The sequence below is a fragment of the Brevibacillus sp. NRRL NRS-603 genome (genome assembly GCF_003013445.1).
Classification (GTDB): domain Bacteria; phylum Bacillota; class Bacilli; order Brevibacillales; family Brevibacillaceae; genus Brevibacillus; species Brevibacillus formosus.
The window spans coordinates 193,541-214,660 of record NZ_PXZN01000013.1; the positions used below are offsets into that span (position 1 = coordinate 193,541).

General features: G+C 48.8%; 18 protein-coding genes. 14 read left to right on the forward strand and 4 right to left on the reverse strand.

Translation table 11 applies throughout. The features are described from left to right. Positions 1 to 33 precede the first annotated feature (33 nt). Complete coding sequence (locus tag C7R94_RS12735) at positions 34 to 480, reverse strand: acetyltransferase (protein ID WP_106782093.1); 447 nt, start codon at positions 478 to 480, stop codon at positions 34 to 36. 287 nt (positions 481 to 767) lie between these two features. Between C7R94_RS12735 and C7R94_RS12745 the strand changes: the two genes are divergently transcribed. Continuing rightward, a complete protein-coding gene (locus tag C7R94_RS12745) occupies positions 768 to 1,874 on the forward strand; it encodes a peptidylprolyl isomerase (protein ID WP_106781651.1) in 1,107 nt (368 codons plus the stop codon). 76 nt (positions 1,875 to 1,950) lie between these two features. On the opposite strand, the gene C7R94_RS12750 is transcribed toward C7R94_RS12745, so the two are convergent. Continuing rightward, positions 1,951 to 2,982: a superoxide dismutase gene (locus tag C7R94_RS12750; protein WP_106781653.1), complete on the reverse strand. Its 1,032-nt coding sequence runs from the start codon at positions 2,980 to 2,982 to the stop codon at positions 1,951 to 1,953. Between the two features lie 170 nt (positions 2,983 to 3,152). Between C7R94_RS12750 and racE the strand changes: the two genes are divergently transcribed. Further along, the gene (gene racE, locus C7R94_RS12755; RefSeq protein WP_106781656.1) at positions 3,153 to 3,965 is read left to right on the forward strand and encodes a glutamate racemase; all 813 of its coding nucleotides are present in this window, start codon (positions 3,153 to 3,155) and stop codon (positions 3,963 to 3,965) included. Between the two features lie 96 nt (positions 3,966 to 4,061). Next, positions 4,062 to 5,114 (forward strand): GerMN domain-containing protein, encoded by a 1,053-nt coding sequence (locus C7R94_RS12760; protein ID WP_106781658.1) that lies wholly within the window; start codon positions 4,062 to 4,064, stop codon positions 5,112 to 5,114. A 19-nt stretch (positions 5,115 to 5,133) separates the two neighbouring features. On the opposite strand, the gene C7R94_RS12765 is transcribed toward C7R94_RS12760, so the two are convergent. Further along, positions 5,134 to 6,381, reverse strand: a complete 1,248-nt coding sequence (locus C7R94_RS12765; protein WP_106781660.1) for an MFS transporter — start codon at positions 6,379 to 6,381, stop codon at positions 5,134 to 5,136. Positions 6,382 to 6,595: 214 nt separating this feature from the next. On the opposite strand from C7R94_RS12765, the gene rph reads away from it, so the two are divergent. The 10 genes from rph to C7R94_RS12815 all read left to right on the forward strand — a co-directional run bounded on the left by rph (position 6,596) and on the right by C7R94_RS12815 (position 18,448). Continuing rightward, a complete protein-coding gene (gene rph, locus C7R94_RS12770; protein ID WP_106781662.1) occupies positions 6,596 to 7,357 on the forward strand; it encodes a ribonuclease PH in 762 nt (253 codons plus the stop codon). After that, the gene (locus C7R94_RS12775) at positions 7,350 to 7,943 is read left to right on the forward strand and encodes an XTP/dITP diphosphatase (RefSeq protein WP_048032069.1); all 594 of its coding nucleotides are present in this window, start codon (positions 7,350 to 7,352) and stop codon (positions 7,941 to 7,943) included. Before rph ends, C7R94_RS12775 begins: the two co-directional genes overlap by 8 nt. Positions 7,944 to 7,972: 29 nt before the next feature. Continuing rightward, complete coding sequence (locus tag C7R94_RS12780; RefSeq protein ID WP_047072891.1) at positions 7,973 to 8,512, forward strand: metallophosphoesterase family protein; 540 nt, start codon at positions 7,973 to 7,975, stop codon at positions 8,510 to 8,512. A gap of 125 nt (positions 8,513 to 8,637) precedes the next feature. Beyond that, entirely contained in the window at positions 8,638 to 9,930 is a 1,293-nt protein-coding gene (tig, locus tag C7R94_RS12785) for a trigger factor (RefSeq protein ID WP_047072890.1), read from the forward strand. Between the two features lie 131 nt (positions 9,931 to 10,061). Next, complete coding sequence (gene clpP / locus C7R94_RS12790) at positions 10,062 to 10,643, forward strand: ATP-dependent Clp endopeptidase proteolytic subunit ClpP (protein ID WP_007722241.1); 582 nt, start codon at positions 10,062 to 10,064, stop codon at positions 10,641 to 10,643. A 20-nt stretch (positions 10,644 to 10,663) separates the two neighbouring features. Beyond that, complete coding sequence (clpX, locus tag C7R94_RS12795; RefSeq protein ID WP_007722243.1) at positions 10,664 to 11,929, forward strand: ATP-dependent protease ATP-binding subunit ClpX; 1,266 nt, start codon at positions 10,664 to 10,666, stop codon at positions 11,927 to 11,929. A gap of 197 nt (positions 11,930 to 12,126) precedes the next feature. Then, positions 12,127 to 13,824: an ATP-dependent protease LonB gene (lonB, locus tag C7R94_RS12800; protein ID WP_106781664.1), complete on the forward strand. Its 1,698-nt coding sequence runs from the start codon at positions 12,127 to 12,129 to the stop codon at positions 13,822 to 13,824. Between the two features lie 248 nt (positions 13,825 to 14,072). After that, positions 14,073 to 16,412, forward strand: a complete 2,340-nt coding sequence (gene lon / locus C7R94_RS12805) for an endopeptidase La (protein WP_106781666.1) — start codon at positions 14,073 to 14,075, stop codon at positions 16,410 to 16,412. Then, on the forward strand, positions 16,409 to 17,056 hold the full coding sequence (yihA, locus tag C7R94_RS12810; protein ID WP_047072886.1) for a ribosome biogenesis GTP-binding protein YihA/YsxC: 648 nt from the start codon (positions 16,409 to 16,411) through the stop codon (positions 17,054 to 17,056). The genes lon and yihA overlap by 4 nt, the downstream gene beginning before the upstream one ends. 39 nt (positions 17,057 to 17,095) lie before the next feature. Continuing rightward, entirely contained in the window at positions 17,096 to 18,448 is a 1,353-nt protein-coding gene (locus tag C7R94_RS12815) for a protein O-GlcNAcase (RefSeq protein WP_106781668.1), read from the forward strand. A 48-nt stretch (positions 18,449 to 18,496) separates the two neighbouring features. On the opposite strand, the gene C7R94_RS12820 is transcribed toward C7R94_RS12815, so the two are convergent. Continuing rightward, a complete protein-coding gene (locus tag C7R94_RS12820; RefSeq protein WP_327935180.1) occupies positions 18,497 to 19,438 on the reverse strand; it encodes a DMT family transporter in 942 nt (313 codons plus the stop codon). Between the two features lie 233 nt (positions 19,439 to 19,671). Between C7R94_RS12820 and hemA the strand changes: the two genes are divergently transcribed. Beyond that, positions 19,672 to 21,036 carry a glutamyl-tRNA reductase gene (gene hemA / locus C7R94_RS12825; RefSeq protein ID WP_047072881.1) on the forward strand — a complete coding sequence of 455 codons (1,365 nt, stop codon included), beginning with the start codon at positions 19,672 to 19,674 and terminating at the stop codon, positions 21,034 to 21,036. Positions 21,037 to 21,120 lie beyond the last annotated feature (84 nt).

Here is a 21,120-nt window from a genome sequence, read left to right on the forward strand (position 1 = left end):
GTAAGACAGTCTTGTTTTTTTCTAAACCGAAAATTAACGTTGCAACTCTAAATGAAGCAAAGGAAACTGCCTCCCCGAACCATCCAGCTCAGACCGTCCTGTTTGCACAAACCCATACCTTCTGTAAAAAGCATAAGCCCCTTCGTTTTGCTCGTTGACATCTACTTTCAACTGAGGGCCATATTTGCGTTCCGCATGTCCGAGTAATCTGCTCCCAATCCCTTTCCCGTGGTATTCTGGATCAACGAACAGCATTTCGATTTTCGTTCCATCAAGGCCAATGAAGCCTACAGGCTCTCTCTTTTCGTTTATTTCTATCCATACCTCAACAGCAGATAGTGCTTCATTTTTTACCATGTTTTTATAAAACGCAATATCTTCTCTCGTCAAAAAATGGTGCGTACGGCAAACAGCACGATACCAAATATCTACCAATTGATCATGATAGCTGGCTTCATATACAACAGTTTTGGTATTCACCATGAAACCTCCCGATTCAAACTAACAAAAAAGAGCGCTCTTGAGAGCTTATTATATAGAGTAGCTAGGAACTTTCCTATCAGGTTCACAGCTTTTCTATTCTCCCAGAATAATCTGACGATTGACAAGAGAGAAGTGGGGAGGAAACCCTGCCTTGCCACAATTCCCCAATGCACCTCAAAATACCCTCCATTTAGCAGAATTTTTAAAATATTTCAGCCGTCGATTAGCAGATTAAGATATACTGTCTTTATGGAACAATCTTCTAATTAGTGGGGGCAGAAAAAATGAAAAAACTCGTTTCTCTGGCAGTCGCTGCAAGTATTGCAATCCCGTTACTAAGTCCTACTTTTGTCCAACATGCTGCTGCAAATGCTATTCATGATTATCGTAACGAAGTACAGGTCAATCAGTTTCGCCCACATGGGGGAGATAAGCAGGAAGTGAATGATTTCATCGCGTCCTTGGTGAAGCAACGATCCAATCCTGCTGAGGTAGCAAAGCTGGTAGCAAATGACTCCTTTACGAATTTTGCGATGAAAACCTACGTGGAAGGATTGGCGCAATACAAAAACATTCAGGTGATCGAAGCAAAGATAGACAAGCTGTACACCGTCACGAAGGAGGACGCCTACAATAACTACCGCGCGATTGTGAAATTCAAATACGTCGGGTATACCGCAGATAACAAGGCTATTGAAAAAACGGATTATCTTGGCTTGGCAAGACTTGGGACAGATCCGGTGAACTGGAAGGCGTGGGGAGTCATTTGGCAGGACTCTGGCATTGATGTGTCAGATGTGAAGCTGATTCAGTTGGAGAAGCCACACAAAGGCGAAGAAATATGCGTGATCACGACTGATGCCGGTGTGATCAAGCTCAGACTGTTCCCGAACAAAGCTCCAAAAGCGGTGGAAAACTTTAAAACACTCGCAAAAAAAGGGCAATACAACAATATGATATTTCACCGGGTAATCAACGATTTCATGATTCAGGCAGGAGATTTGAAAGGGCCGGATGGCAAGGAGCTTCCGAGTATTTACGGTGGGTCGTTTGAGGACGAGTTTAGCCGGGATCTGTTCAACTTCAGAGGGGCACTCAGTATGGGGAACGCTGGACCTAATACCAATAGCACTCATTTCTACATTGTACAAAGCCCCAAGGTAGATCAGGAGTACCTCGATTTGTCGGCGCTGCCGTTGAACGCAGAAGCGAAGTATAAAGAAATTGGCGGACGAGCTTACCTCGACAACCGGCACACTGTTTTTGGTCATGTATTTGCCGGGATGGAGGTCGTAGACAAGATCGCTGCCCAGAAAACAGATGAGAATGCCAAGCCCATCCAAAAACCGATCAAGGTACAAAAGATTGAATTTGTCCCGTATAACGAATAAGCTTTGCCAGCAAAAACCCCCTCTCATTCCTGACATTTGGGATGACGAGGGGGTTTGTCAATGAAGGAGATACAAGTCAATATGGCTCCCAGCGAAGTTTTCGTGCTTTTTCGAATCGCTCTTCCACATAGGGCCAATTGACGATATTCCACCAGTTCTCTACATATTTATCTCGCTGGTTTTGATATGCCAGGAAATAGGCGTGCTCCCATACATCCAGAGCCAGTAACGGAATCACATCCCATTGTGACAGGTTCTGGTGCTTTTCGGCTGTAAGAATCTCCAGATGTTGTGCTCGCGGGGACCAAACGAGGATCGCCCACCCAGGACCTTCTACCTTTTCTGCCGCCTGACTGAATTGTCTCTTAAAGGAGTCATACGAACCGAAATACCGATTGATTGCTGCTGCAAGATCACCAGAGGGAATACCACCCCCATTTGGACTCATGGCTGGCCAAAAGATCGTATGCAAATAATGACCAGCTCCATTAAAGGCTAGCTCGCGTTCCCAATGGCGTATGAGATCGAAGTTGCCACTTTCTCGAGCCTCCGCTAGCTTCCGTTCTGCTGTATTGAGATCATCTACATACTTTTGGTGCAGCTTAATGTGATGGATTTGCATGGTAGCTTCATCGATATACGGCTCCAATGCGTTGTAAGCATAAGGGAGCGGAGGGAGGGTATGTCGGCCGATAGCCACGGGGCGAGCCGCACGGACTGGCTCGCGCGCACCGGGATAGGAAACGGGTGCTGGCACTACAGGTACTGGTTCTTCTTCCGCCATGGCGGGCTCTGCATTTATCAATTCCTGAACAGGTTCCTTTACTTCTTCTTCCAGATGCTCATCTTCACTCAATTGAGCCAGTCGTAAAAAGTGATGGAATTGCTGCTGCACTTGTTCGGCGCGAGTGATGAGAGCAGGGAGTTCGTCGCTGTCTTTTGCCGAATCGAGCTTGGATGCTTGCCTTCCGATCCGTGTAAATGTTTCTTCGAATTTGTGCAGATGCCGTTCGAGTTCTCGGTTGAGGGTCTTATGTCTTCGCAAATGCTCGATCCATTGTCGGCCCCATTGGCTCCAGTCCAGCAAATTCTTGGCTTCTTCTACCAAAAGATTCTCCTCCTCGTAGGCACATCATCTCTCCCCACATTATGAAAGGCGCCTAGAGAAGGTGCGACATTTGCGGAGTACAAGAAATTTCATCTCCGCATATGGTAGTAGCACAAATGTTTGAGTGGTATGCTGTACTATATTCATTTCAACAGGGGAGACACATTAGCATGAGTAGAGAACGAGCGATTGCCGTTATTGATTCAGGAGTGGGAGGATTAACTGTTGCGAAGGAAGTCATGCGTCAGCTACCCGAAGAACGGATTGTTTATGTAGGCGATAATGCCCGTTGTCCGTATGGCTCCAAATCGCCGGAAGACATTCGTGCCTACAGCTTTCAAATGATCGACTATGTGATGCGTACACCGTTAAAAGCATTGGTAATCGCCTGTAATACTGCGACTGCCGTCGTGCTGGAGGAAGCGATGGAGGATTTGCCGTTGCCCGTCATCGGGGTGATTGAACCAGGGGCGCGTGCGGCTGTTCAAGTGACAAAAAACGGAAGAGTCGGTGTCATCGGGACAGAAACGACCATTCGTACTAAGGCGTATGAACGTGCGCTTTTACGGATGCAACCGGATTTGTACGTCGCAGGCATGGCTTGTCCCGCATTTGTGCCGCTGGTAGAGAGCCACATGGCGAACTCGGAGGAAGCAAGAAGAATTGTAAAAGAAACGCTTGCCCCGTTCTTGCACGAAGATTTGGACACGTTAATTTTGGGTTGTACACACTATCCGTTGCTAGCACCGGTCATTTCGGAAGTGATGGGAGATCGAGTGCGCTTGATCAACTCCGCAGAAGAAACAGCGCGAGAATTGTCCCTGCAAATTGCGGCGGACGCCGAAAGCAAGAAAATAGAGCGCCCAGAGCATCTGTTTGTGACGAGTGGGGACGCCCTCAAATTCCAGACCATTGCAGAGGAATGGCTGGATTGCCAAGTAAACGTCCAGCACAACTCATTGGAAAAAACCGTCCAGCCCTGATGGAAGACCTTGTCTGGCGAGACAAACTTTCAACGCATAAACCCAAGCCTAGCTCGTATACATGGTAGTACAAAGTGTGTGGAGGAGGCTGGGGAAATGAAGATAAGGCACATCGGGAAAATGACGGCCGTGCTGGGGGTTAGCGCAGTGCTTTTGTCGGGCTGCGGTCTCTTTGGCCCGGAAAAGGAAACGATTAGTATTGATGCACCGCCACAGTCAGAGGTATCTGTGGATTTGCCAAACGGCACGCCGTCCCTGGATGGTGCAAAAGAAGGCGCACAACCGGTCGTTCAGGAGACTGGAGAGAGAATGGTGTACTTGCAGGATGCTAACGGATATATCGTTCCTGTCTCGATGACTCTTCCGAAATCAGATGGTCCTGCCAAACAAGTATTGAGCTACATGGTAAAAGGTGGTCCGGTAGAGAGCATGCTTCAGGGGGGCTTTACCGCTGTCTTGCCGAAAGGGACAGAAGTAAAAGGACTGGTTATCAAAAACGGCGTAGCCACTGTCGATTTTTCCAAAGACTTCAAAACGTACGAGGAGAAGGACGAGAAGAAAATTGTCGATGCCGTCACCCGCGCGTTGACGGAATTTAGCACGGTCAAGACTGTGCAAATTTGGGTGAACGGAACGCCGTTGACGGAAATGCCAGCAGCCAAAACACCCATAACGCTATTAGACCGGAATCAAGGAGTCAATCTCGAACTGGGCGATGGGGCGGTGCCGGGAGATACCTCCAGTGTAACTGTTTATTTCCAGGGACAGCTGGATGATACACGTACGTATTATGTCCCAGTGACTCGACTGGTTCCTGAAACGGCTGATATCGCCAAGGCAACCGTCGAAGAGTTGATCAAAGGACCGAAACAAGGATCCCAGCTCTTTAGTTCCTTGCTGCGCACGACTCGTGTTCTGAATGTGAAGCAGGAAAAAGATTTGGTCACGGTCAATTTGAGCAGTGACATCCTCAAGTATGATGACGGCAAGGAAGCGAGCCCAGAAGCTCTGCAATCGCTCGTCTTGTCATTGACAGAGACGACAGGGGCGAAGCAAGTGCAGCTGCTGGTGGAAGGAAAACCGCTAGCTAGTGGCGAGTTCACCAAGCCAGTGAGCCGTCCGGTCAAACTCAATCCCATACAGATGTAAGGAACGAGCCACGCCCGTATTAACGAGCGTGGTTTTTGTTCGCCAATGGTTCGTTGCCACTACCGCGTACCGTTCTCCAAATCATTAGCCCAAGCAAAAGCGATGGGACTGTGACCAAAAAACCAGCCACAAAGCCGACAATGCGCGGGTCTGCCATCGTCAAAATCCAACCGCCAAGGAGCATGGACAAACCGATCAGGATGTTGGAGATTGTCGCATCCAAGGCAAATACTCTGCCATGGTAGCTGGGGGCAACATGCCGCATGATCAACGTATTCAGGCTGGCGTTTCCCATACCTCCTGCCACGGTGGAGAGCGCAAAGAACAGTGCCGTTACATAAATCGTGGGTGAGAAGCTGGTCAAAAGCAGCCCAAAGCCTTCCAAAGCGAAGCTGCTGGCAGCCACTTCGTAAAAGTAACGTTGAAAGCGCTGAGCAAGTATTCCCCCGATGATGAAGCCAATTCCGATCGCACCGTACAACAAACCAATTCCCCATTCACCAGCAGTAAACACTTGATAGGCATAGACACTGATCAGGACATTGATAATCCCGCCGCCGATTGGCCACACAGCTTTTAGCAAAAGGACGGCGTACACAATCGGTGTGGACGTGATGGTGCGAATCACCTCTCCGTAGGAAGAGACTTTAGCAGCCTGCTGCAACTGCACGTTATGAACGGAGTTGTCTGGGGAGGCGGGTACAGTCAGTCTAGCTAAAAACAGAGCCGAGGCGAAAAAGGAGAGGGCATTGAAAAGAAAAGCGAGATCACTTCCCCATAGTGCAATAAAAATACCGCCGATCAATGAACCAATGGCCATGACGATTCCAAAGATACTTTGGTCAAGTGCGTTCGCAGTGGCCAATTCCTCAGGGTCAACGATTTTAGGGAGCAGGGACATTCGTGAAGGATTGTAAAGGGAAGAAAAGGCAACCAATAAGAAAGTGCCTGCATAGATGATCCATAAATCTGATTTTTCAGATACAAGCAAAAACGAAAGAGCAACGAAGCCGCGAACGAGATCACAGGCAACCATCACTTTTTTTCGATTAAATCGGTCTGCCATCAGACCACCCAGCGGGCCGAAAATCAAGTGAGGCAGTGTACGTAGTGCGAGGGTAATGCCTACAGCGATAGCTGTTCCTGTTATTTCGAGCAGCAGTGCGAGCACAGCAACGCTGTTAAACCAATCACCAATTCCGCTTAAGAAATTGGCAGTTAAAAGACGCCGCAAATTTGGCTTTTTCAAAAGAACAAGGAAGCTCATAAGTAAATTCACCTACCATCAAATTAATTAAATATCTAATTAGATAATATTTTAATCGTTAGGTAGAGGCAAGGAAATTTTTTGTGAGGGAGGAAGTGACAAGAATATTTGCAATTAACGTAAATAGGGAAGAGGCGTTTGTGCAGTGGCAGATCGTTTCCTGCCTCTGGTATAATGAGCGGAGTGTAACAAAGCGATTTAGGAGGAACTTGGAATGAGAGTGGATGGCCGTGCCCATGATCAATTGCGCCCTGTAACGATTACGCGCAATTACATTAAACACGCAGAAGGATCGTGCCTGATTGAAGTCGGGGACACAAAGGTGATTTGTACGGCGACTTTGGAGGACCGGGTACCGCCTTTTATGCGTGGTGGCGGGAAGGGCTGGATCACAGCCGAGTATTCCATGCTTCCCCGAGCAACAGCGACCCGCAACGCGCGTGAGTCGTCCAAAGGAAAAGTCGGTGGACGAACAATGGAGATTCAGCGTCTGATCGGACGTGCTCTGCGCTCCGTTGTGAACCTTGAAGCAATGGGTGAACGCACCATTTGGCTGGATTGCGATGTCATCCAGGCTGACGGAGGTACACGTACAGCTTCGATTACCGGAGCCTACGTGGCAATGGTAGACGCGATGCAAAAGCTGGTGGATAGTGGCACCTGGAAACAACTGCCGCTCAACGACTTCCTGGCAGCAACCTCAGTAGGGGTAGTCGGCGAGGAAGCCGTGCTCGATCTCAACTACAAAGAGGATTCTACAGCGATTGTCGACATGAATGTCGTCATGACGGGAAATGGAAAATTTGTCGAGCTGCAAGGAACAGGGGAGGATGCTCCGTTTTCTCCTGAACAGCTACAAGAAATGATTGCCCTTGCAAAAGTCGGCATTGACAACTTGATTACCAGTCAAAAAGAGGCGCTCTCAGATGTTACGCTCTCTTTTGCGCAATCAGTCGCGGAGGAAAGTCATGCCTAATCGAAAAAAAGTCGTTCTCGCAACTCGTAACCAAGGAAAAGTGAAAGAATTCAACAGGCTGTTCGCAGATGCAGGCTGGGAAGGCATTAGCCTCGCTGAATTTGACGGTGTGCCAGAGGTAGTAGAAGACAAGGACACCTTCGAAGGAAACGCGCTGAAAAAAGCAATCGAAATCTCTACATACTTGAACATGCCAGCCCTGGGTGACGATTCCGGTTTGGAAGTAGATGCGCTGGAAGGGCGCCCTGGTGTTTACTCCGCACGCTTCGCTGGAGAAGATGCAACAGACGAGCAGAATTGGCGTAAATTGTTGAAAGAGCTGGAAGAGGTGTCGACACAGGAACGCACAGCGCGTTTCCGTTGCACGTTGGCGTTGGTGATTCCAGGCGAAGAGCCAATCATTGCCACTGGCGCTTGTGAGGGAGTGATCGCTCGTGAGCCAAAAGGGACAAACGGCTTCGGGTACGATCCGGTATTCTACATCCCATCGATGGACAAAATGATGGCCGAACTCATGCCAGAAGAAAAGAACCAGATCAGCCACCGTGCTCGTGCCATGCAGCAACTTCTTGAAATCATCAAGTAGACAAGAGAGAAACAGGAGAGTGAGGCGTGATGGGAATTCTCATCATGAGCGATAGCCACGGCTTGGTTCGGGAAGTAAGCCAGGTCGTCAACCGACATCATGTCGAAAAAATTTTGCATTGTGGCGATTTTTGTGTCGACCATAAACGCGAGCCGTTTTCCAACATGACGCTTGTCCGAGGCAATTGCGATTCGACACAAGAGGTGCCGACTGAGCAAGAGACCAAATGGCGCGACCTTCACATCCTGCAAACGCACGGGCATCTCTTCGGAGTGAAAGGCTCTCTTCTGCGCCTTCATTACCGTGCAGAAGAGGTCGGAGCAAATGTAGTCGTATTCGGTCACTCCCATGTACCTGTATGTGGCGTAGAGAGAGACATCCTGTTTCTGAATCCCGGCAGCCTGCAAATGCCGCGCGGTTTTCACGTACCGACATATGCCCATTTAGAAGAGACGGGAACGAGTCCGACAGAAGTTTACATATCCGTGGTGTTTTATGATCATCTAGGCAACCCGGTTCCACAATTGGGAGGGAACTATTCTGTTCGTCGACCAATGAGGTCTTCTTGAAAACTAAAAGATTTGTGCTATACTAGAATGGTTATAATGGCTAGAATATTATCATCCGAGCCTGCGAAGATACCATGGCGCGGCTGGCGATGTTCTGTTGATTCGATTTAGGAGGGGAAGTTTACGTGGCAGCAAATTGGGAAAAGGTAGAGAATAACCAGGGAGTCCTGACGGTTGAAGTAGATGCTACGCAAGTAGACGCAGCATTGGATCAAGCGTTTAAAAAAGTGGTTCAAAAAGTTCAAGTTCCAGGATTCCGTAAAGGAAAAGTACCACGCAAAATGTTCGAATCCCGTTTTGGTGTAGAATCTTTGTACCAAGACGCTCTTGACATTCTGCTTCCAACTGCATACGGACAAGCTGTTCGTGAAGCTGGTATCGAGCCAGTAGATCGTCCAGAAGTAGACGTAACGCAAATGGAACAAGGGAAAAACCTGATCTTCAAAGCGACTGTAACTGTGAAGCCTGAAGTGAAGCTGGGCGACTATAAAGGTCTGTCCATCGAAGAAAAAGACTTCTCTGTAACAGAAGAGAGCGTTGACGCTGAACTGAAGCGCATGCAAGAGCGTCATGCTGAGCTCGTAGCAGTAGAAGAGGGTGCCGCACAAACAGGCGATATCGCTGTAATCGATTTCGAAGGCTTCCAAGACGGAGTAGCTTTTGAAGGCGGTAAAGCGGAAGATTATTCTCTGGAACTGGGTTCCGGTACTTTCATCGCAGGGTTCGAGGAGCAACTGGTTGGCTTGAACATCGGTGAAGAAAAAGAAATTACCGTAACTTTCCCTGAAGAGTACCACTCTCCTAACCTCGCTGGTAAAGAAGCGGTATTCAAAGTGAAGCTGAACAGCCTGAAGCGCAAAAACCTGCCTGCTTTGGATGATGAGTTTGCCAAAGATGTGAGCGAGTTCGACACGCTGGAAGAGCTGAAAGCAGACACCAAGAAAAAGCTCGAAGAAAAAACTGCGCAAGAAAAAGATCAATATGTTCGTGAACAGCTCGTTCTGAAAGCAGCTGAAAACGCTGAGATCGATCTGCCAGCAGTAATGGTTGAGCATGAATTGGATCAAATGGTAAATGAATTTGGTCAACGTCTGCAATACCAAGGCATGACGCTGGAACTGTACTACCAGTTCTCCGGCATGGATGAGAGCCAACTGCGCGATCAATTGCGTGCAGACGCAACATCCCGTGTTCGCACTTCCTTGACTTTGGAAGCAATCGGCAAAGCAGAAAACATCGAAGCAACAGAAGAAGACGTAAACGCAGAACTGGATAAACTGGCTGGCGTATACGGCCGCCCAGCTGATGAGCTGCGCAAAATCTTCTCTGCACAAGATGGCATGGCTGCTCTGTACCGCGATGTGCAAACTCGCAAAACAGTAGATTTGCTGGTTGCAGAAAGCAAAGTAACAGCATAAGCTTAGAAGAACGCATGATTGGTCAGTGGGCAGGCTAACCCTGACGCTGGCTGTCAAGACCACAAGGCACGAGTGTATCGTGCCTTGTTTTTCCACCATTGACTTTTTTCGGCAAAGGAGGAAAATACATAATGCTAATCCCTATGGTCATTGAGCAAACAAGCAGGGGAGAGCGCTCCTACGATATTTACTCGCGCCTCCTGAAAGACCGGATTATTCTCTTGGGCACCGAGATTGATGATGAAATCGCCAATCTGGTTGTCGCTCAGCTGCTTTTCTTGCAGGCAGAAGATCCGGACAAAGACATTTCGCTATACATAAACTCTCCAGGTGGTTCTGTTACAGCAGGAATGGCCATCTATGACACCATGCAGTACATCAAACCGGATGTGTCCACAATTTGTGTGGGCATGGCTGCCAGCATGGGAGCTTTCCTGTTGGCTGCTGGTGCAAAAGGCAAGCGCTTCGCTCTGCCAAATGCCGAAGTGATGATTCACCAACCGCTGGGTGGTGTGCGTGGGCAAGCAGAAGACATCCGCATTCATGCGGAATGGATTATGAAGACGAAGCGCCAGCTGAATGAGATTTTGTCTGAGCGGACAGGTCAGCCTTATGAACGCGTAGAGCAAGATACAGACCGCGATAATTTCATGAGCGCAGAAGAAGCTAAGGCCTACGGATTGATTGACTCTATTATCGAACGCAAAAACTGACCCGTTGTGAGGTGAAGCGCATGTTTAAGTTTAACGACGACAAAGGCCAACTGAAGTGTTCCTTCTGCGGCAAGTCCCAGGAACAGGTGCGCAAGCTGGTAGCTGGTCCTGGTGTTTACATTTGTGACGAATGTATCGAACTGTGCAATGAAATTGTACAGGAAGAACTGGGCACTGAAGAAGAAATCGATATGAAAGAAATTCCAAAGCCAGTGGAAATTCGCAAAATCTTGGACGACTATGTCATTGGTCAAGATATGGCGAAGAAATCCTTGTCTGTAGCGGTATACAACCACTACAAACGGATTAATTCCGGGGCGAAGATCGAGGATGTGGAGCTGCAAAAATCCAACATCATGCTGATCGGTCCGACTGGTAGCGGGAAAACGTTGCTCGCGCAAACATTGGCGCGCATTTTGAATGTACCTTTCGCGATTGCGGACGCAACTTCTCTGACAGAAGCAGGCTATGTGGGCGAAGACGTTGAAAACATCTTGCTCAAGCTCATTCAGGCTGCTGACTATGATGTGGAGAAGGCTGAAAAGGGAATCATTTACATCGACGAGATTGATAAGGTAGCCCGTAAATCGGAAAACCCATCCATCACACGTGATGTATCTGGTGAAGGCGTTCAGCAAGCGCTTTTGAAAATTTTGGAGGGTACCGTTGCGAGTGTTCCACCACAAGGCGGACGCAAGCATCCTCACCAAGAGTTCATCCAGATCGACACTTCGAACATTTTGTTCATCTGCGGCGGTGCATTTGATGGCGTCGAGCAGATTATCAAGCGTCGTTTGGGTAAAAAAGTCATCGGTTTCGGTGCAGACTTCGGCGATGGCGTAAAAGGCGATCTGAAAGCCGGAGAATACCTGAAATACATTTTGCCGGAAGACCTGCTGAAATTTGGTCTGATTCCGGAGTTCGTCGGTCGTTTGCCAGTGCTGGCTACCTTGGAGCCGCTGGATGAGGAGACGCTCGTTCGTATCCTGACAGAGCCGAAAAACTCTTTGGTGAAACAGTACCAAAAACTGCTGAGTCTTGATGGTGTTGAGCTGGAGTTCGATAACGGTGCGCTCATGCAAATCGCCAAAGAAGCGATTAAGCGCAACACTGGTGCTCGCGGACTGCGTGCGATTATCGAACAAATCATGCTCGATATGATGTATGAGCTTCCTTCCAGAGAAGACGTCAACAAGTGCGTGATTACCGAAGAAACGGTACGCGACAAAGTGAAGCCGCAGCTGTTGACCAAAGAAGGCCAGGAATTGCACGAAGAAACAGCCTAAGTATTGTCTACACAAACCATCTCGTGATAAGCGAGGTGGTTTTTTTGTTGTTGGTTTACGTCTACGCTTGCGGGGCAATACTACTTGATATCGTTTAAGAGAAGCTTTACATATGCAAAAAACGGTCATGCACGTGTTCCTCTCTCTTCGGGGGACAAAAGTTGACCGCAAGCGAAGACGCATGGGAGGGACTGCATATGGACTATACGACATTGGTCATTGCTGTCATTGAAGTGGTTGTTGGTATCGTGATCGGCACCTACTTTTGGAACTTGCTGCGAGCGCAGAGAAACACGAAAACCTCAACCGAAAAGGAATCGCGCAAGGATCTTGATTCCATCCGTAAAATGAGAATGGTTGCGTTGACAGAACCTCTGTCAGAGAGAACAAGACCAGCGACTTTGGAAGAAATTGTAGGACAAGAAGATGGGCTTCGGGCATTGCGTGCCGCTTTGTGTGGTCCCAATCCGCAGCATGTCATTATTTATGGACCCCCCGGTGTAGGCAAGACCGCAGCGGCTAGGGTCGTGCTGGAAGAAGCGAAGAAAAATCAGCTATCGCCGTTTTCTTCGGATGCCAAATTTATTGAAATCGATGCGACGATTGCCCGTTTTGATGAACGCGGGATTGCTGACCCGTTAATCGGCTCTGTACATGATCCAATTTATCAAGGGGCAGGCTCGCTTGGGCAGGCGGGGATTCCGCAGCCAAAGCCGGGAGCTGTGACGAAAGCGCACGGTGGTATGCTTTTTCTTGATGAAATAGGTGAACTTCATCCTATTCAGATGAATAAGTTACTAAAGGTTCTCGAAGACCGCAAAGTCATGTTGGAGAGTGCGTACTACAGTGAGGAAAATAACCAAATTCCTTCGCATATTCATGACGTATTCAAATACGGTTTACCCGCCGACTTCCGTCTGGTTGGAGCGACGACGAGATTGCCAGAGGAACTACCTGCTGCGCTTCGTTCCCGTTGCCTGGAAATCTTTTTCCGTCCGTTGAAGGCGGGTGAAATAGGGAGTATCGTGCGTACGGCTGTGCCTAAAATGAATATGAATATAGAAGATGGGGCTGTTTCCGTGATAGAGCGCTACGCGACTAATGGACGTGAAGCGATCAATACACTGCAAATCGCTGCGGGAATTGCCTTGACGGAAGAACGCCAAGACATCCAGGCTGCCGATGTGGAATGGGTGATGCACAGCAGTCAAAAATCGCCTCGCCCCGAAAAGCAGGTGCATGATACACCGCAGGTCGGATTGGTCAACGGTCTTGCCGTGTACGGTCCGAACATGGGCAGTGTGATGGAACTAGAAGTGACTGCTTCACCTACAGCTGTTCCAGGTCAAGGTCGAATGGCGATGACAGGAATGGCAGAGGAAGAGGAAATGGGCAGCCGCAACCGGACGATTCGCCGGAAGTCGATGGCAAAAGGCTCAATCGAAAACGTTTTGACTGTATTGAACAGAATGGGCGTCCGTCCGTATGATTATGATCTGCATATCAATTTTCCGGGAGGCATCCCTGTGGATGGGCCTTCTGCGGGAATTACCATTGCTACTGCGATCTACTCGGCGATTTTGAATCGGCCTGTCGATAATTTACTGGCTATGACAGGCGAAGTGAGTATCCATGGGAAGGTAAAGCCAGTTGGGGGTGTAGTCGCGAAGGTGGAGGCTGCCAAACAAGCGGGAGCGACCAGAGTACTCATACCAGAGGAAAACTGGCAAAGCATTTTTGCTGACATGAAAGGGATCGAAGTCATTCCAGTGTCTACAGTCTCTGAAGTAATCGAGCTAGCTGTACCGCAAGCTGCCATGCAAGAAGAAGAGGCGACGGGATTTACTTTGCAAATCCCAGCAGAGGATCTCGCTTCCTCTCCGCTATCCCTGTAACAGTCGGGTATGCTCGCGGATTAGACATCGGATTGTGTTTGCGCTACAATGGAAAAAAGCTTCTGCTTGCAAAGAGCCAGAGGCCTTGCCTGGCCTGAAACGAGCTTCACAAAAAATGATTGAGTATGATCTTTTGTGTCTCGTTTTTGAAGGTCGGGTGGGCATTAAAAAAACGGCTTTGAGGGCCGTTTTTGTCTGTTATAAGGCTCTTTGTAAGAGGGTAGATCAACAAGGAGAGGTGCATCCGCTTGGGCGAACGTTCCGGTAAACGAGAATTACCGCTTCTCCCGTTGCGAGGATTGCTTGTTTATCCGACAATGGTACTCCATTTGGACGTTGGACGGGAAAAGTCCATCCGCGCATTGGAGCAAGCCATGGTAGACGATAACAAGATTTTGCTTGCGACACAGGAAGAGGTCCATATAGAAGAGCCAGATGCTGAGCAAATTTACAGTATTGGTACTGTTGCGCGTGTGAAACAAATGCTGAAGCTGCCGAATGGGACAATCCGTGTATTGGTAGAAGGCTTGCAACGCGCGAAGATCGAGGAGTATCTTCAACAGGAAGATTATTTCGTCGTGTCGATTACATATTTGCAAGATGAAAAAACAGAGCAAAACGAAGTGGAAGCGTTAATGCGTTCCTTGCTGAGCCACTTTGAGCAATTCATCAAGCTGTCCAAAAAGGTTTCTCCAGAGACGCTAACCTCTGTGCAGGACATTGAGGAACCGGGACGTTTGGCGGATGTGATTGCATCGCATTTGCCGCTCAAGATGAAGGACAAACAAGAAATTTTGGAGACGACCAACATCAAGGAACGTCTCGAAATTCTTTTGACCATTTTGAACAACGAGCGCGAGGTTCTTGAGCTGGAGCGCAAGATCGGCAACCGCGTGAAGAAACAGATGGAGCGCACGCAAAAGGAATACTACCTGCGTGAGCAAATGAAGGCTATCCAAAAAGAGCTGGGCGACAAGGACGGTCGTCAAGGCGAAGTAGATGAGCTGCGTGCTCAGCTCGAAAAATCGGACGCTCCTGAGCGAATCAAAGTAAAGATTGAGAAGGAGCTCGAGCGTCTGGAAAAGATGCCGGCGACTTCTGCCGAAGGCTCGGTCATCCGCACGTATATCGATACCTTGTTTGCACTGCCGTGGACGAAGACGACAGAAGACAATCTGGATATTCACCATGCACAGCGAGTTCTCGATGAAGATCATTACGGCCTGGATAAACCAAAGGAGCGCGTCTTGGAGTATTTGGCAGTACAAAAGCTGGTAAACTCCATGCGTGGCCCGATCCTTTGTCTGGTAGGTCCTCCGGGTGTCGGGAAAACGTCTCTGGCCCGTTCCGTAGCGCGTGCAATCGGGCGTGAATTCGTTCGCATCTCCTTGGGTGGAGTACGTGACGAAGCAGAGATTCGCGGGCATCGCCGCACGTATGTAGGTGCTCTCCCCGGACGAATCATACAAGGAATGAAGCAAGCCGGTACGATTAATCCTGTCTTTTTGCTGGATGAGATCGACAAGCTCGCATCCGATTTCCGTGGAGACCCTGCGTCTGCCTTGCTCGAGGTGCTAGATCCAAACCAAAATGATAAATTCAGTGACCACTATATCGAAGAGACCTATGATTTAACGAACGTCATGTTTATTACGACCGCAAACAGTCTCGATACGATTCCTCGCCCGCTGTTGGACAGGATGGAGGTCATCTCGATTTCCAGCTATACCGAACTGGAAAAGCTGAACATTTTGCGTGATTACCTCCTGCCAAAGCAAATGCAGGATCACGGTCTGGGCAAAGATAAGCTGAAAATGAACGACGACGCGATGCTGAAGCTCGTTCGTCTGTACACGCGGGAAGCGGGTGTTCGCAACCTCAATCGCGAAGCAGCCAACGTATGCCGCAAAGCTGCCAAGCTCATCGTGAGCGGTGAGAAAAAGCGTGTCGTGGTTACGGCCAAGACATTGGAGACACTGCTCGGCAAACCGCGCTACCGCTATGGACTGGCGGAGAAGAAAGATCAAGTCGGCTCCGTTACAGGACTGGCTTGGACACAAGCAGGCGGAGATACGTTGAATGTAGAAGTCAGCATTTTGCCTGGAAAAGGAAAGCTCACCCTGACAGGAAAACTGGGTGACGTCATGAAGGAATCTGCGCAGGCTGCATTCAGCTATATTCGCTCCCGTGCAGATCAGTGGGGAATTGATCCGTCCTTCCACGAGAAGAACGACATCCACATCCACGTTCCAGAAGGAGCAATTCCAAAAGACGGTCCGTCTGCTGGGATTACGATGGCAACCGCACTCGTATCCGCCCTCACGCAAATCCCTGTGAAAAAAGAAGTGGGGATGACCGGAGAGATTACGTTACGAGGCAAGGTTCTGCCAATTGGCGGGCTGAAAGAAAAATGCATGTCTGCTCACCGTGCAGGATTAACCACGATTATTTTGCCAAAAGACAACGAGAAGGATATCGAGGATATTCCGGAGAGCGTACGCGGTGAACTAACATTCTATCCAGTTGATCATTTAGATGAAGTGCTGCGTCACGCGCTAACTAAACAGCCAGTAGGTGACAAAGCATGAAAGTAACATCAGCAGAGTTTATTATCAGCGCGGTTGGACCGAAGCAGTATCCGACGGATGGTCTCCACGAGATCGCGCTGGTAGGACGCTCGAACGTAGGAAAATCATCATTGCTCAATAAAATGATGAACCGCAAAGGGCTTGCCCGGATCAGTTCTCGTCCGGGTAAAACCCAAACATTGAACTATTTCCGTGTCAATCAAATGCTCTACTTCGTTGACTTCCCGGGTTATGGGTATGCAAAGGTAGCGAAGACGATCAAGGAACAATGGGGAAAAATGATCGAGGGCTACTTGAAAAACCGGAAAGAGCTTCGTTTCATTATTCAATTGGTCGATATTCGCCATGCTCCGAGTAAAGACGATATTGCGATGTACGATTGGTGCAAGCAAATCGGAATTCCTACCGTAGTCGTGGCGACGAAAGGTGATAAAATCGCTCGCGGGCGTTGGCTACAGCATACGAAGGTCATCCGTCAAAGCCTGAATTTGCGCGGGGATGATACGATCATTGTATTTTCCTCGGAGACAGGCCAGGGCAAGGATGAACTGTGGGCAGAAATCATGCGTCGTATCCGTGCTGGGGAGGAAATCGCCAGGGAGTCAGCTGCTAAGGCTGAAGAGACTGCTCCAGCCAATGAGTAATTCTTAGACCCAATTCGTCGTGGGGAAGGGAGCATCTGAGTGAGCGGGAGTGCTTGCTTTGCTGTACGTGGTGTGATTGAAGGTTTCTATGGAACACCTTGGACACATGAAGAGCGGCTGGATATGATCGACTTTTTGCACCGATATGATTACAACGCGTATTTCTATGCCCCAAAAGATGACGAGTATTTGCGGGAACGCTGGATGGAGCCGCTTCCTGCAAAAGCCAGTCAACAGCTAGATGAGCTGATCCAGCGGGCAAAGACTCGCAACATGCAGTTTATTTATTGTCTGGGTCCTGGACTCAGCATGGAATATACGAATCGTCAGCACTTGGAGCTGTTGGGCAGGAAATACCGGGATTTGTATGATCGCGGTGTGCGTTACTTTGCGCTATTGTTCGATGATATCCCCTTGCATCTGTTGCATGACAGGGATGTAGCTGAGTTTGCCCATTTGGCGGAGGCACATGCCCATACGACGCTTTACGTGTGGGATTTGATACGCAGCTGGGGCGATCCAGTCAAGCTGGTTGTCTGTCCTACACAGTACAACGGGATTGGAAAAGAAGCGTACATCATGTACCTCGGCCAGCATCTGCCGCCAGAAATCGATTTGTTCTGGACGGGACGATTCGTCTGCTCGCCCTACCTGACGGACGGCGATGCGATTCGCTTTCAAGAGTACACGGGTCATCAGCCATTTTATTGGGACAACTACCCGGTGAATGATTTGGCCATGGCGAACGAACTACATATCGGTCCATTGCGTCACCGTGACCCTGACCTGTGGCAATACGCAGCGGGCTATGTGGCGAATGCGATGTCTAGACCAGAATGCTCGAAGATTCCTTTGATTACGACGGCAGCCTATTTGCGAGATCCGATCGGCTACGATCCTGATACGGTATGGAGACACGCGGTAGAGGAAGTAGCGGGACAAAAGGATGCGGATGCTTTCTTCACCTTTGCGGATAACGTGCAAAGCTCGTTTTTATGCGAGGTGGAATCGCCGCGATTGTTAGAAGCGATCCTGACCTTTCGCTTTCACTTTTTGCAGGGAGATCGACAAAAAGCCATTGCTGACTTGAGAGCTCTTTTTCAAAAGATGGAAGCGGCGGCTGACAAGCTGTTGGCAGGGATGACGAATCAGAAGCTTGCAGAAGAAACGAGGCCGTGGGTGGAGAAGCTCCATTTGTGGACCAAGGTCGGTCTGTCGGCAGTCGCTCTGATTGATCATGGGACAAGAGGGCGACTTCCGCAAGCAGCGTATCATTTGCTCCGGCTCAAACAGTGGCTCAAACGAACGGAGCGTTACCCGCAGGAAGTGTGCGGACCGGTCATGCAGCTTTTTGTGGATGCCGTAATGCTAGAGGTTAAGAAGAGCTCATAAAAAAAGTTCCTTTCCCGCAGGGGAGAAGGAACTTTTTTGTTTTTCGCATCAGGTGGATTCGCGATTGTCATTTGGCTTTCTCTGACGGAAGTGCCGCACCCATTCCTGAATCGGCAGCTCAGCGAGAATCATGCCGGTGAAAATCAGGAGACATCCAGTTAACTGTCTTCCACTCAATACTTCATGAATAAAGACGTACGAGGTGAGTGCAGCAAATACAGGCTCCAAAGCGAAAATGAGAGCAACCCGCGTCGAGCTGGTTTGCTTTTGCAAGGCCGTCTGCGCGAGAAAGGCCAGTGCCGTGGCGAAAATAGAAGTGACGATCAAACCAAACGCCACCTCGGGTATGAACAAGATCGCCGGATCAAAGGCACGGCTCCAATCTTCAAAGAAAAAGGCGTACAGCCAGCTCATCACACCTACCGTGCCTAATTGCGTAATGGCAAGGGGCAAGGCTGCAAAACGAGGGGCGTATTTACCGGTAGAGACGATTTGCATGGCGAAGCAGATTGCACCTACGAAGACCAAGGCATCACCGAGATTAAAGGAGAATGACTGGTTCTGCGTCAGCAAATACAAGCCGAATGCTGCTAGAATCACACCGACGATAGCGAAAGGCTTGACACGCTCACGCAAGAGCAAAAACGAGAAGAGCGGCACCAAAACGACAGATAAACCAGTGATAAAGCCAGCTTTGGACGGCGTTGTATACAGCAGTCCTACAGTCTGCAAGGCGTACCCCAGACAGAGCCAAAAACCGAGGATGACGCCTGCACGAAGCAGTGGCACTCTCCATTCAGAGGTCTGCCTACGATGACGATTGCGGATGAAATAGATGATCAATAAAAATAGCGCAGCAATGGTAAAACGAACAGCGTTAAACGTATTGGGAGGCAGCGAAGCAATTGCCTGCTGTACGATCAAAAACGTGGTTCCCCAGATAAAAGCGACGAGGAGCAGCGTTATGTCTGCCATCCAAGGTTTTCTCAAAGCTTTTTTCCTCTCCTTTCTGGTATTTTCACAATTTTTCTTCTGCTTTCATGTATAGGCGACATCATAAGGTATTCCCGGAAGGAACGCAAGCGGATTATACAGGATATACGCAAAGTGCACTCCGTTAATAAACTTTTCACAATTACTCTTATCCCATTCGGGACATAATGATATAATAATAGTGCATTTTACATATGCCGCTAACTGGTTTGGTATTCTGGGAGGACATTATGGATATTCTTTTGCTGGGTCTAAACTATAAAACAGCTCCTGTCGAAATTCGCGAAAAGTTTACATTCAGCGACGATGGGACAGCACGCGCTCTTCATCTTCTCTCCCAGACGAAGAGTATCGCAGAATGTATCATCCTGGGGACATGTAACCGGACAGAAATTTACGTCGTTTGTGACCAGGCGAATATTGGCCGAGACTATACCCGCCGTTTTTTGGCTGAATGGTTCGGCGTGGAGAAAGAACAATTTAAGGATCATCTCTATATAAAAGAGAACGAACAGGCAATCGAGCACTTGTTCCGCGTCTCTTCCGGTCTTGATTCGATGGTAATGGGAGAAACACAAATCCTCGGACAAGTCCGGGATGCGTTCCTGTTGGCACAGGAGCGTCAAACGACAGGGACTGTCTTCAACACCTTATTCAAGCAAGCGATTACGTTCGCAAAGCGTGCCCATACAGAGACAGCGATAGGACAAAATGCGGTTTCTGTCAGCTACGCTGCTGTCGAACTGGGAAAAAAGATCTTCGGTTCCTTCGCAGGGAAGTCTGTCCTGATCGTCGGAGCGGGCAAGATGAGCGAACTGACTGCCAAGCACCTCCACGCAAATGGATCGGAACGCGTTATGGTAGCGAATCGCACATTGGAGCGAGCGCAGCTTTTGGCAGAAAAGTTTAAGGGTGACTCCTGTACGATGGAGCAGTTGCCAGAGGCACTGCTCACAGCAGACATCGTCATCAGCTCGACCGGAGCGACAGGTTATGTCCTTGGCAAAAAAGAATTGGCTCCGATCATGAAACAAAGGAAGCATCGTCCGTTGTTCATGGTGGATATCGCAGTTCCTCGCGACCTGAATCCTGACTTGCATGATCTTGATAACGTATTTTTATATGATATTGACGATCTGGAAGGCATCGTTGCGAGTAATGTTGCAGAACGTTCTCGTGAAGCGGAACGTCTGGATGTCATGATTCAAGAAGAGATCGTGGCATTTACGACTTGGTATCAGACGCTTGGCGTGGCGCCACTGATCGCTGCATTGCGCGACAAGGCAAACACGATCCAAAGCGAAGCGATGCGAAAAATCGAAAACAAGCTGCCGAACCTGTCTGAGCGGGAGATGCACATCATCCGCAAGACAACCAAGGGCATTGTCAATCAACTGTTGCACGATCCGGTCGTGCGTTTAAAAGAAATGGCAGCTACCAAAGATGGGGAAGAAGTACTGGATATTTTCGAGAAAATGTTTGCGTTGGAGGAGATCCTGGAGCGAAAAGAACAGGAAGCAATCTGGGCTAACGATAAAAATAAACAGACATCTTCTTCTCGGGAGCAAGTATTGGCTTCCCGGTTCCCTGACTAAGCTGACCTGACAATCTATCTGCTACTAGAGGTTGTTCAAAAAGTCGTCTTTTGATCACGAAGTAGCTCAGAAAGCTAATTCGAC